10 protein-coding genes are annotated in these 12,709 nt (G+C 75.0%); 5 read left to right on the forward strand and 5 right to left on the reverse strand.

Annotation, left to right across the window (positions count from 1 at the left end; genetic code table 11):
• The first annotated feature begins 33 nt into the window (after window positions 1-33).
• The 4 genes from AB0K00_RS41770 to AB0K00_RS41785 all read left to right on the forward strand — a co-directional run bounded on the left by AB0K00_RS41770 (window position 34) and on the right by AB0K00_RS41785 (window position 8,113).
• The gene (locus tag AB0K00_RS41770) at window positions 34-981 is read left to right on the forward strand and encodes an NADP-dependent oxidoreductase (protein WP_363533125.1); all 948 of its coding nucleotides are present in this window, start codon (window positions 34-36) and stop codon (window positions 979-981) included.
• Between the two features lie 345 nt (window positions 982-1,326).
• Window positions 1,327-2,391 carry a hypothetical protein gene (locus AB0K00_RS41775; RefSeq protein ID WP_363533127.1) on the forward strand — a complete coding sequence of 355 codons (1,065 nt, stop codon included), beginning with the start codon at window positions 1,327-1,329 and terminating at the stop codon, window positions 2,389-2,391.
• A 98-nt stretch (window positions 2,392-2,489) separates the two neighbouring features.
• The gene (locus AB0K00_RS41780; RefSeq protein WP_363533130.1) at window positions 2,490-5,237 is read left to right on the forward strand and encodes an AAA family ATPase; all 2,748 of its coding nucleotides are present in this window, start codon (window positions 2,490-2,492) and stop codon (window positions 5,235-5,237) included.
• 50 nt (window positions 5,238-5,287) lie between these two features.
• Window positions 5,288-8,113 carry a BTAD domain-containing putative transcriptional regulator gene (locus AB0K00_RS41785; RefSeq protein ID WP_363533133.1) on the forward strand — a complete coding sequence of 942 codons (2,826 nt, stop codon included), beginning with the start codon at window positions 5,288-5,290 and terminating at the stop codon, window positions 8,111-8,113.
• 1 nt (window position 8,114) lies between these two features.
• On the opposite strand, the gene AB0K00_RS41790 is transcribed toward AB0K00_RS41785, so the two are convergent.
• From AB0K00_RS41790 to AB0K00_RS41810, 5 genes are all read right to left on the reverse strand, one after another.
• On the reverse strand, window positions 8,115-8,897 hold the full coding sequence (locus AB0K00_RS41790) for an oxidoreductase (RefSeq protein WP_363533136.1): 783 nt from the start codon (window positions 8,895-8,897) through the stop codon (window positions 8,115-8,117).
• Window positions 8,898-8,908: 11 nt separating this feature from the next.
• Window positions 8,909-9,706: an alpha/beta hydrolase gene (locus tag AB0K00_RS41795; protein ID WP_363533139.1), complete on the reverse strand. Its 798-nt coding sequence runs from the start codon at window positions 9,704-9,706 to the stop codon at window positions 8,909-8,911.
• Window positions 9,707-9,715: 9 nt separating this feature from the next.
• A complete protein-coding gene (locus tag AB0K00_RS41800; RefSeq protein WP_363533142.1) occupies window positions 9,716-10,681 on the reverse strand; it encodes an alpha/beta hydrolase in 966 nt (321 codons plus the stop codon).
• On the reverse strand, window positions 10,671-11,468 hold the full coding sequence (locus AB0K00_RS41805) for an alpha/beta hydrolase (RefSeq protein WP_363533145.1): 798 nt from the start codon (window positions 11,466-11,468) through the stop codon (window positions 10,671-10,673). Before AB0K00_RS41805 ends, AB0K00_RS41800 begins: the two co-directional genes overlap by 11 nt.
• 151 nt (window positions 11,469-11,619) lie before the next feature.
• On the reverse strand, window positions 11,620-12,042 hold the full coding sequence (locus tag AB0K00_RS41810) for a hypothetical protein (protein WP_363533148.1): 423 nt from the start codon (window positions 12,040-12,042) through the stop codon (window positions 11,620-11,622).
• An 87-nt stretch (window positions 12,043-12,129) separates the two neighbouring features.
• Between AB0K00_RS41810 and AB0K00_RS41815 the strand changes: the two genes are divergently transcribed.
• Complete coding sequence (locus tag AB0K00_RS41815; RefSeq protein ID WP_363533151.1) at window positions 12,130-12,702, forward strand: TetR/AcrR family transcriptional regulator; 573 nt, start codon at window positions 12,130-12,132, stop codon at window positions 12,700-12,702.
• Window positions 12,703-12,709: the final 7 nt, after the last annotated feature.

The raw sequence follows: 12,709 nt of genomic DNA on the forward strand, positions 1-12,709 counted from the left end.
AAACGGACGGGGTGTTCCGTTACGGTCCGGGACATGAGAGCTGTGCAGTTCAGCGAGTACGGCCCGCCCGGCGTGGTGCACGTCGCCGAGGTCGAGGAGCCACACGCCGGGCCGGGATCGATCCGCATCGCCGTGCGGGCGTCCGGGTTCTCGGTCGGGGAGACCTACCTGCGTTCCGGGATGCTGCGCGACGTGATGCCCACGACGTTCCCCTACCGGACCGGGTTCGACGCCGCGGGCGTGGTGGACGAGGTCGGCGCCGGCGTCACGGGCGTCAGCGTCGGCGCCGCCGTGTTCGGCATGACCGGCATGACCACGCGGGGCGCCAACGCCGAGTACGCGGTCCTGGCCGCCTGGGCGCCGAAACCGGCCGGGTGGAGCTGGCCGGAGGCGGGTGGCGCCGCCGGCAGCGTCGAGACGGGCACCCGGGTCCTGGACCGGCTCGGGGTCGGCGCCGGGCAGACCGTGCTCGTGCAGGGCGCGGCCGGTGGGGTCGGCGCGGTCGCCGTCCAGCTCGCGATCGCCCGGGGCGCCACCGTCATCGGCACCGCCGGCGAGCACAACCAGGACTTCCTGCGCTCGATCGGCGCGACGCCGACCACGTACGGCGCCGGCCTGGTCGAACGGGTCCGCGCGCTGGCACCCGGCGGGGTGGACGCGGTCTTCGACTGTGCCCGAGGGGCGCTGCCCGACCTGATCGCCATCGCCGGGGACCCGGCGCGCGTGGTGACGATCGCCGACTTCGCCGCGGCGGCCCACGGCGTGCACATGTCCCACGGCGCTCCGGCCGGCGACACCGGCACGGCCATCGGCGCCGCCGACCCCCTCGCGGTGCACGGCCTCGGCATCGCGGTCGGGCTCGCCGGGCAGGGCCGGCTGCGGATACCGGTCGCCGCGGTGTTCCCGTTCGCCGAGGCCGCCGCCGCGCACGAGCTGGGCGAGGGCCGCCACGCACCCGGGAGGATCATCCTGGTGCCCTGATCAGTGTCCTGCGTGGTGCCCGCGCCGACTGCCGGTTCGCCGACGGGCGACCACCTGAGTCCCCAGATCACCGCAGGTCACGGCCCGCTGTGACCGACGATTCCGATGATCGTTGACCAGCGGCGACACGGGGAAGCGCATGCGATGGAATCGGGGGATCAGTGCCGCTCTCGCGGTGCTGATGGTGGTGGCGTCGAGCGGCTGCGGCGACGAGCACGGCGAGCCCGGGCGGGGCAAACCGGCGCAGCTGCGGTTCACCGTCGACCCGGGGCTGGCACGGCCGGACGACCACGCGAAACAGTCGAGCTGCCGAAGGAGCTGGCCGGCCCGTCCACCATCAGCCTGGTGTCGATCCGCGCCGAGGACGCCGACCCGGCCGAGCTGCCGGAGCGGCTGCGGGAGCTGACCGGCGACGGAGGCGGCGAGTTCACGGCCTCCAGCGACAGCGCGCTGCGGCTGCTGACCGTCGCGGCGCAGGAGAGCGCGGCGGGCCTGGACGTCGACCTGGACTTCCTGGTCGAGTCCGCCGGCCAGGCCGACGACTACTTCGACCGGGTCCTGCGCGACACGGCGGCCGGCGACGGCGGCGACGCCAACGCGTTCACCTGGCAGTCCATGATGGACGGTGGGGACCAGGACACGGGGGTGGCGGAGGCCTGGCGGCGGCTCGCGCTCACCGGCCGGGTGCTGCCGCCGTTCGAGCCGGTGGTGCCGGTGGTCGTCATCGACGACGGGTTCGTCCGCGACGCCGACCTGCCCGACGTCGAAGCGGTGTCGGTGCGCTTCGACGCGGACGGCCGGACCCCGCAGAACGTGCGGCCGTGCAGCGGCGGCGGGTCCTGCCCGTTTCACGGCAACGCCGTCTCGCGGGTGCTGGCCGCCCGGCCGAACAACGCGACCGGGGTCGCCGGGACCGGAGGCCTGGTCGTCGACCTCACCGTCATGCCGCTCGGCGACGTGCTCAACGCGATGTTCGGACGCAGGTCGAGCGGCTGCTGCTGGACACCGCCCACAAGGGCAGCCCGGACACCACCGTGCCCCGCTGGGTGGGCGCCGACGCGGCCGTCGCCCGCGCGCTCGGCGACCGCGACTGTGCCTACGGCGCGGTCCGGATCGACCAGCCGACCGAGGGGGCGCGGCTGGTCGGGGTCACCGACATCTCCGAGGCCATCGTGGCGCTGCTGCTGTCCGCGACCGCCACCGACGGCCACGGCCGGCCGGCCGCCGAGCTGCGCTGGTCGTTCACCGCCCGCCACGCTGCCGTACGTCGGTAACAACGTCCAGGCCAGGATCACGGTTCCCCGGTGCGTCTCGCCCGACGTGAAGGTCACCGTGGTCGCCGTGGACACCGACGGCAACCAGTTCGCCACCGACAGTGTCACCGTGAAGGTGGGCACGGTGCCTTGCTGAGCGCCATGGTGCAGCCCACACGCCCGGGGGGTCCGCTGGTGATCGTGACGCTCTAGGCTCCTGGTGACACGGCGGCGATGTGGACGGTGACGTTCGGTATGGCAGGTGACTTCCTGTACGGACGTGACGCCGAGCTGCAGCGCCTGGACACCCTCGTGCGCGGGGTCCGCGACCGGGGCGGCGCCCTCGTGGTGCGCGGCGAGCCCGGCATCGGCAAGTCGCGGCTGCTGGCGGAGGCCCGCCGGATCGCGGCCGCCGAGGGGATGCTGGTCCTGGTCACCATCGGCGTCGAGGCCGAGTCGAGGGTGCCGTTCGCCGGCCTGCACAAGCTCCTGCAGCCCGTCCTCACCCGGGCGCAGGCGCTGCCGGGGCCGCAGCGCGATGCGATGCTCGGGGCGTTCGGCATGGCCAGCGCCGCGACCCCGGACCTGTTCCTCATCGCGCTCGCCGTGCTCAACCTGGTGGCGGACGCCGCGACCGAGCCCGCCGCGCTGCTGGTCGTGGAGGACGCGCACTGGCTCGACCCGGCCAGCGCCGAGGTCCTCGGCTTCGTCGCGCGGCGCCTCGAAGCGGACCCGGTGGTGCTGCTGGCGGCGGTGCGCGACGGGTTCCCCACGTCGTTCGGGGCGGACCTGCCGGAGCTGCGCCTGGCCCGGCTCGACGAGGGCGCCGCCGCGGCGCTGCTCGACGCCCGCGCCACCGGGCTGGCGGCCGGGGCCCGGCGGCAGCTGCTGCAGGACGCCGCCGGCAACCCCCTTGCCCTGGTCGAGCTGTCGGGCATGGCCGACCGGGCGGGACGGGCCGGGCCGGAACCGGGGCGGCCGCTGACGGACCGGCTGGAGGAGGCGTTCGCGGCCCGGGTGTCGAGGCTGCCCGCGGCGACCCGGACGCTGCTGCTGGTCGCCGCGACCAACGACGGCGACGCGCTGTCGGAGACCCTCGCGGCTGCCACCGCCGTCGCCGGCGGCGCCGTCACGACCGACGACCTGTCGCCGGCCATCGCGGCGTCCCTGCTCGACGTGGACGGCCCACGGCTGGTGTTCCGGCACCCGCTGATGCGTTCGGCGATCCTCCAGCGGGCCGGCCTCGCGCAGCGGCACGCGGCGCACGCCGCCCTCGCGGAGCTGCTCGCCGACCAGCCGGACCGCGGCATCTGGCACCGCGCCGCGGCCAGCCACGGGCCGGACGAGGCGGTGGCCGCCGGCCTCGAGGCGGTGGCCACGGTGGCCCGCAGCCGGGGCGCGACGATGCTGGCTCTGTCGGCGCTGGAACGCGCCGCGCAGCTGACCGGCGACCCGGCCCGCCGCGCCGCACGGCTGCTGCGGGCCGCCGAGGCCGCGGTCGAGCTCGGCCGGCACGACGTCGTGCAACGCCTCGTCCACGACGCCCGGGAGCTGGAGCTGTCGTCACGGCAGCGGGCGCAGTTGCTGTGGATCGAGGCGAGCTTCGGCGGTGGCCTGCGCGACGAGCACCGCCGCCCCGGCGCGATCGCCGACATCGCCGGGCAGGTCGCCGGCGAGGGCCACGTGGACGTCGCGCTGCGGCTGCTCAACGGCGCCGCGCTGCGCTCCTTCTGGACCGAGGCGGACCCACCGGCCCGCGACCGCATCGTCAGCGTCGCCGAAGGACTCCCGATCGCCGCCGACGACCCGGATCTCCTGGCGATCCTCGCGTTCGCGGCGCCGATCGAGCGCGGCGCCGCCGTCATCGACAGCCTCCAGCGCAGCGCCGCAGGGGCGGGCGGTGACGCCGAGGCGCTCCGGCTGGTCGGCAGCGCCGCGGTGCTGGTGGGCGCGTTCGACCTGGCCGAGGCGTGCTGCGCGGCGTCGCTGCCGGACCTGCGGGCGCAGGGCCGGCTCGGCCTGCTGGCCCGCGCGCTGGGCGCGCAGGCGTGGAGTGCCGGCCACCTCGCCGACCTCAACGTCGGCATCCCCGCGGCCGAGGAGTGCACCCGGCTGGCGCGGGAGACCTCACAGCCGCTGTTCGTCGGGATCGGCCAGGCCACCACCGCGGTCCTGGCCGCGCTGCGCGGCGACGAGGACGCCGCGCGGTCCCACGCCGCCGCGGCCGAGCAGATCGCCATGTCCGGCATGGTCCGGCCGGTGCTCGCCACCGCGCAGCTGGCCCGCGGGCTCGCCGCCCTCGGCGCGGGGCGCTACGCCGACGCCTACGAGCACCTGCGCCGGATGCACGACCCGGCCGACCCGTCGTTCCACCCGGCGCTGCGGTGCTTCGCCCTGTCGGAGCTCGCCGACGCCGCGATCCACAGCGGACAGCACGCGGCCGTCGCCGGCATCGTCGCGCAGATGGAGGTGTTCGCGCGGCAGACGCCGTCGCCCGCCCTGCACGGCGGTCTGCGGCACGCCCGCGCGGTCCTCGCCGCCGACGACGAGGCCGAGGCGCTGTTCCAGGCCGCCCTGCGGGTCGGCGTCGGGCGCTGGCCGTTCACCCGGGCCCGCGCGCAGTTCGCCTACGGGCAGTGGCTGCGCCGGCAACGCCGCATCGCCGACTCGCGGGTGCAGCTGCGGACCGCCCGCGACACGTTCGACACGCTCGGCACCGTCCCGTGGAGCGACCTGGCCCGGCAGGAGCTGCGCGCCGCCGGCGAGACGAGCCGCCGCCAGAGCGTCGAGGCCCGGGACCGGCTGACCGCGCAGGAGCTGCAGATCGCCCAGATGGCGGCGGAGGGCATGACGAACCGGGAGATCGGCGAGCGGCTGTACCTGTCGCACCGCACCGTCAGCTCGCACCTGCACCGCATCTTCCCCAAGCTGGAGATCACTTCCCGTTCCCAGCTCGGCGGGCTCGTCCGCAGCCGGACCGGGCACGGCGTCGAGGCGCGATGACCGTCACGTGACGCTCGCGGCGGCGGTCGCCGGCGCCCTACCGTGCGGCCATGGCCAACATGTGGTTCGCGGTCCTGGGTCCCGTCCAGGTCTGGCGGTCCGGCGTCGAGGTCGGCGTCGGTGCACCGCAGCAGCGGGCCGTCCTCGCGGTGCTGCTGAGTCGGGCCGGGCACCCGGTCGCCGTGACCGAGATCGTCGACGTCCTGTGGGGCGCGAACCCGCCGACGACCGCCGTCAACGCGATCCACCGCAGCGTCGGGGTGCTCCGCCGGGCCCTGGAACCCGGGTTGACGGCCCGTGACACCGGCCGCTGGCTGGTGCGGGCCGGCGGCGGCTACCGGCTCGACGTCGACGCCGACACCGTCGACCTGCTCCACTTCCGGGCGTTGCTGGGCCGGGCCCGCGCGGACGCCTCGGTGCCGCTGTTCCGGCAGGCCCTGGACCTGTGGCAGGGCCCCGCCGCCGGGACGGTCGCCGCGGAGATCCGAGGCCGGCCGGTGTTCACCGCACTGGACCGCGAATACGAGGCGGCCGCGCGGGAGGCCGCCGACGCCGCCCTCGCCGCGGGCGAACCGGGCACGGTGCTGCGTGCCGTGGAACTGGCCGCCGACCGGACCCCGCTGGACGAGGCGCTGCAAGCGCGGCTGATGCTCCTGCTCGCCGGGGCCGGTCAGCAGGCCGCGGCGCTGCGCCGGTACGACACAGTCCGGGCCCGGCTGTCCGACGACCTCGGCATCGACCCCGGCCCCGAGCTCGCCGCCGCCTGGGACCGGGTGCTGCGCCGGCCCGCCCGGCCGGCCGTGGCGCCGGCCCCGAGGCGGCAGCCGTCGCGGCGGGTCGCGCAACTGCCGCTGGACCCGTCGTCGTTCACCGGCCGCGGACCGGAGCTGGCCGAGGCCCTGCAACTCCTCGACGACGCCGCCGCGGCCCGGCCGACGGTCGTGATCGGCGCGATCAGCGGCATGGCCGGCATCGGCAAGACCACCCTGGCGGTGCACTGGGCGCACCGCGTCGCCGACCGGTACCCCGACGGCCAGCTGTACCTCAACCTGCGCGGGTTCGGGCCGAGCGGCCAGGTGATGGACCCGGCCGAGGCAGCGGTCCGGCTCCTCGAGGCGCTGGGCGTGCCACCGCACCGGATCCCGGCGAGCCTGGACGCCCGTGCCGCGCTGTACCGCAGCGAGCTGGCCGGCCGCCGCATGCTGGTGCTGCTCGACAATGCCCGCGACACCGCCCAGGTGCGCCCGCTGCTGCCCGGCGCGGCCGGCTGCCTGGTGCTGGTGACGAGCCGCGACCGGCTGGCCGGCCTCATCGCGTCCGACGGCGCCCGGCCGATCACCCTCGGGCCGCTGTCCACCGGCGAGTCCCGGCAGCTGCTGGTCCGCCGGCTCGGCGCCGCGCGGGTCGGCGCCGACCGGGACGCGGTCGAGGAGATCCTCGGCCGGTGCGCCGGGCTGCCGCTCGCCCTGGCGATCGTCGCCGCCCGCGCCGCCACGCATCCGCAGCTGCCGATGCGGGAGCTGGCCGCCGAGCTCCGCGACGAGAGCGGCCGCCTCGACACGCTCACCACCGGCGACCCCGACAGCGACGTGCGGGCGGTGTTCTCCTGGTCGTACCGTGCGCTCGACGACGCCGCGGCGAGGCTGTTCCGGCTGCTCGGGCTGCATCCCGGCGCCGACATCCCGGTCGCCGCCGCGGCGAGTCTCGCCGGTCTCAGCCCGGGCCGGGTCCGCCCGCTGCTCGGCGAGCTGGTCCGCACCGGCCTCATCGCCGAGTACACGCCGGGCCGGTTCGCGTTCCACGACCTGCTGCGCTCCTACGCCGCCGATCTCGTCAACGCCGCCGAGCCCGACGCGGAGCGCCTCGCCGCCGGGGCCAGGCTGCTGGATCACTACCTGCACACCGCGCACCGGGCGGCGCTGCTGCTCGCGCCGGGCCGCGACCCGATCACGCTCGCGGCACCCTCGCCGGGCACCACCCCCGAGCCGCTGACCGGCCACGGCCGGGCCCTGGCCTGGCTGACCGCCGAGTACCGGGTGCTGCAGGCGTTCATCGCCCGGCTCGCCGGCGCCGGTGCCGACACCCACACATGGCAGCTGGCGTGGACGCTGGACACCTTCCAGCGCCGCCAGGGACACGTCCACGACCAGGTCGCCAACCGCACGACCGCGCTCGCCGCGGCGCAGCGGCTCGCCGACCCGGCGGTGCTGGCCGACGCGCACCGCGACCTCGGCCACGCCCTGATCGGCGTGGACCGCCGGGAGGAGGCGCGCACCCACTTCACCTACGCCATCGACGGCTACGCCGACCTCGGCGACCTCGTCGGCCAGGCCCACGTCGAGCGCGGCGTCGGCTCCTCCTACGAACGCGGCGGCCAGTACGACAAGGCGCTGCTGCACTGCCTGCGGGCCGAGGAGCTCTACCGCGCCGCCGGCAACCGCACGGGGCTGGCCAAGACGCTCAACGAGACCGGGTTCCTGCACGCCAAGCTCGGCGAGTTCCGGCTCGCGCTGCCCCGCTGCGAGCAGGCCCTGGCGCTGTTCCGCGCGCTCGGCGACCGGCACGGCGAGGCCGCCTGCCTGGACAGCCTCGCGGCGGTCCACGACGGGCTGCACGACCGGCCGCAGGCCATCAGCCACTACCAGCAGTCCGTGGACCTGTGGGTCCAGGTCGGCGACCGGTGCGAGGAGGCCGCGACCCTGATCAACCTGGGCGACGCGCACCACGGCGCCGGCGACATCGACGCGGCCGGCGTCGCCTGGCGGTCCGCGCTGGACATCCTGCGCGACCTCGACCGCCCCCAGGTCGAAGAGGTCGAGGCGAGACTGGACGGGCTGTCGGGTGCCCCGGCGGCGCGCCGGGGCACCCGGGCCTGACCTACAGCGTGCTGATCAGCCCGCCGTCGACGGCGAAGTCGGCGCCGGTGACGTTTGCGGTGCGGTCGCTGGCCAGCAGCAGCACCAGGTCGGCCACCTCCTGCGGCCGGGTGAACCGGCCGGTGACCGACTCGCCGGCGGCCCGGTCGGCGACCGCGGCGGGGTCGCCGCCGCCCAGCGACCGTGCGATGGTCGCAGCGACCCCGTCGTCGCCGAGCCACAGCCCCGTGCTCACCGGCCCCGGGCTGACCGTGTTGACCCGCACCCCGCGCCCGCCGACCTCCTTCGACAGCGACTTGGAGAAGCTGGCGAGGGCGGCCTTGGCGGCGCTGTAGTCGATGACGAGCGGGTCGGGCAGCGCGGCGTTGACCGAACCGACCGTGACGATGCTGCCCGCGCCGCGCTCCAGCAGGTGCGGCAGCGCGGCGCGGGTCGTGCGGACCGCGGCGAGGAAGTTGACCGTCAGGGTCGACAGCCACTCCTCGTCGGTGACGGACAGGAACCCGGCGGTCCGCGGCCGCACCGCACCGACGTTGTTGACCAGGATGTCGAGGCCGCCGAACGCCGACACCGCGGCGTCGATCAGCCGGGCCGGGCCGTCCGGGGTGGTGAGATCCACCTCGACGACCAGGACCCCGGCCAGTTCGGCGAGCTCCGGGCCGGTGGTGCGGGCGCCGACGACGACGTTGACGCCCTCCCCGGCGAGGGCCTGGGTGACGGCCAGGCCGATGCCCTTGCTGCCGCCGGTGACGACGGCGGTCCGGCCGGACAGGTGCAGATCCACGACGGTTCCTCTCAGCTGGTGGCGCGCGCGGCGGACTCGATGACCGTGGTCACCGCGTCCGGCTTCGACACCATCGACAGGTGCGACGCCTTGACCTTGGTGATCTTGCTCTTGGCCCGGTCGGCCATCTGCTGCTGCAGCGCCGGAGGCAGGATGGCGTCAGCGGTGCCCAGCACATACCAGCTCGGCAGGACCTTCCAGGCGACCGGCCCGGACGGCTCCACCAGCGCGCCGAACGTGATCGGCCGTTGCGCGGCGGCGAGCTCCGCCGCGGTGGCGGCGGGCAGGTCGGCGGCGAACACCTGCGAGTATACGGCCGTCTTGATGTACAGGTCGGCATCTCCGGCAGGAGCACCCGGGTATTGCACGAAGTCGAACAGGGCGGTCGGGTCGCCGCCGCCGTTCTGCAGGCCGAGCAGCGTCTCGCCCTGATCCGGCACGAACGCGTCGACGTAGACCAGCGCGGCGACATCGGGGTCGGACAGGCCGGCGTTGCTGATGACCGCGCCGCCGTAGGAGTGACCGACGAGGATGACCGGTCCGGTGGTGCGCTGCTGCAGGAACGCGGCGAGGTACGCGGCGTCGGAGCTCAGCCCCCGCAACGGGTTGGGCGCGGCGAGGACGGTGTAGCCGTCGTGCTGCAGGCGGCTGTTGACCTTCTCCCAGCTCGACGCGTCCGCCCAGGCGCCGTGGACCAGCACGATCGTGGGTTTCGTGCGCTGCGGGTGGCCGACCGCCGGGGCGGCCAGCCCCAGGGCCGCGCCGACCACCGCGACGGTGACGACGACGGATCGGGAAAGCTTGGACATGAGGGCTCCTCAGTGCAGACCGGTGGACAGGAACGCGACGGCCTGGGCGATGGCCGCCTCGGCGGCGCGGGTGCCGCGCAATGCGTTGAGCGCGACGAAGTCGTGGATGACGCCCTGGTAGCGCACCGCGGTCACGGGCACGCCCGCCACCCGCAGCTTGTTGGCGTAGGCCTCACCCTCGTCGCGCAGCACGTCCGCCTCGGCGACGATGACCAGCGCCGGCGGCAGCCCGGTGAGCTGGTCGACGGTGGCCCGCAGCGGCGACGCCGTGATGTCGGCCCGCTGCCGCGGGTCGGTGGTGTACTGGTCCCAGAACCACTTCATGGCGTCGCGGCGCAGGAAGTAGCCCTCGGCGAACTCGTGGTAGGAGCCGGTGTCGAACGCGGCGTCGGTGACCGGGTAGAACAGCACCTGCCGCACGAAGGTCACCCCGCCGCGCTGCTTCGCCAGCAACGTCGCCGCCGCGGCCAGGTTGCCGCCGACGGAGTCCCCGGCGATCGCGATCCGGCCGGCATCCAGGCCGTGCCCGGCCCCGGACGCGGCGACCCACTCGGCGACCGCGTACACCTCTTCGAGCGCGGTCGGGTAGACCGCCTCCGGCGAACGGCTGTAGTCGGGGAAGACCACGGCCGCGCCCGTGCCCACCGCCAGCTCCCGCACCAGGCGGTCGTGGCTGCCGGGGCCGCCGAACACCCAGCCGAGCCCGTGCACGTACAGGATCACCGGCAGCGGGCCGGTCGCGCCGGGCGGTGCCACGATGCGGACCCGCACCTGCCCGGTGGGGCCGCCGGTGACGACCAGGTCGGTCACGTCGGCGGCGGGCAGGAACGGCGGGTTCGCCTGCACCTCGGCGACGACCCGCCGGCCCTCTGCCGGGTCCAGCTCGTAGAGAAACGGCGGATCGGCGTTGTCGTCGGCGAACTGGCGGGCGGCCGCCTCCAGTACCACGGCCGCCCGGGTCACCTCAGAGTCCATGCCGCTGCAGCCATGCCAGGCTCTCGTCGGCGACCTCCCGCCAGCCTCGGTCGATCGTGAGCGAGTGCGCCCGGTCGGGGAAGTCCTGGATGTCCGTGACGGCGTGGGAGTGGCGGTACTGCTTCAGCGTGGCCCGGGTCACCGACTCCGGCACCGTGTGGTCGCGGCCGCCGGTGATGAGCAGCAGCGGCCCGCGCAGCTCGTTGGCGGTGTCGACCTTCGCCGGTGAGTGCGGGTCGAAGTTCGCCGCGGCCGCCTCGAACAGCGGCTTGCCCGGCGCCGGGACGGCCCAGCGGTCGAACAGCTCCTGCGACTCCTCCTCGGACACGGCGTTGCCGAACGCGAACCGGAACTGCTCCGCCGTCAGCGACACCGCCCGGTGCTTGTTCGCCGGGTTCTTGAACACCGGCAGCGTGGCCCGCAGCGCCGACAGCGGCAGCGGCAGGACGCCCTTGATCTGCGCGGCGTCGATGGCGACCGCGGCCGCCGCGAGGTCCTGCCCGAGCAGCTTCTGCGCGATCATTCCGCCGAACGAGTGGCCGATCAGGATCGGCTTGGCCGGCAGGTCCGCGATGACCTTCGCGTAGTGCGCCACGACGTCGTCGATGCCGTGGTCGGCGACGGCCTCGGGATGCTCCCGGGCCTCGGCGACGGTGGCCGGCTCGCCCGGCCAGCCCGGCGCGACCGGCGCGTAGCCGGCCTCGCGGAACAGGTCTTCCCACGGCTGCCAGGACGAGGCGTGCAGCCACAGTCCGTGGATGAACACGACGGGCGTCGGAGTACTCATCGGCTGTCTCCCTCAGGTGTACGGTGCCGTCATCGCCGGCCCGCACGCACCGTAGGGCGCCGCTTGTGGGCAAACAGTGGATGGAAACTTGTCAGACCCGCGGCCGGCGGGCCGCGGGCCGACTGTTCACATGGTGGTCATGTCGTGGTCGTCAGCGCGCCGCCGCGGTGATCGCGGCGACGAGGTCGTCGCCGGTGTAGGCGCGGCCGGCGATGCCCCAGCCGCCGTCGGGGGCGTTGAAGATGGTCACCCAGGTGTTTGCCGGCTCGTGCTCCGGCACGGCGCAGGACTGGACGATGTCGGTCGCGGCCGTGATGAAGGCCGCGCGCAGTTCGACGCTGCCGAGGGCGATGTTCGGGATCTCCAGCTTCACCACGACGAGGGGGCGGTTGGCCCCGCCGGCGTACACGTCGCCCGGCTCGACGACGGTCACGTGGCCGCCGACGATCGGGGTGAAGAAGCTGTTGCCGGTGGCGCCGCTGATCTCGATGACCGCCCTGCTCAGCAGCGGAAGCACCCGCTGCCGGCCGGTCGTGGTCAGGACGCCGTGCGGTGCGGTGACGGTGATGGGCATGCCGCTCCTCCAGGAACTAGTACGTACATCCTAGCGAGTCGAACTATGGGCTAGGATGACCGTACGAGTCAAGAGAGGAGCGGCGCCGTGCCGAACGACACGCGCAACCGGATGGTCGAGGCGGCCGTGGGCGCCCTGCGCCGCAACGGCGTGGCCGGCATGTCGTTCACCGAGATCCTCACGGCGAGCGGTGCCGCGCGCGGCGCGATCTACCACCACTTCCCCGGCGGCAAGACCCAGCTGGTCGCCGAGGCGGCCGCGCTGAACGGCCGGGAGGTCCGGGCCCGGCTGGAGCACCTGCCCGGCACCGACCCGCGGCAGGTGGTCGAGGACTTCCTGGCGCTGGTCCGTCCGGTGGTGATCGAGTCGAGCACCGGCAGCGGTTGCGCGGTGGCCGCCGTCGCGGTCGGCTACGACGCCGCGACCGACCAGATCCCACACGAGGCGTCGGCCGCCGCGTTCGCCTCGTGGGTCGACGCGCTCGCCGACCGGCTGACGTCGGCCGGCCTGGACCGCGACGACGCGGGCGACCTCGCCACGACACTGATCACCCTGCTGGAAGGCGCCCACGTGCTGTGCCGCGCGGCGGGCTCGGTCGAACCCTTCGACCGGGTGTGCCGCACCGCCAAGACCCTGCTCGACGGCCGCTACCCGGGCTGAGGCCGGT

It is taken from the genome of Dactylosporangium sp. NPDC049525 (assembly GCF_040676755.1).
In the GTDB taxonomy this organism is placed as follows: Bacteria; Actinomycetota; Actinomycetes; order Mycobacteriales; family Micromonosporaceae; genus Dactylosporangium.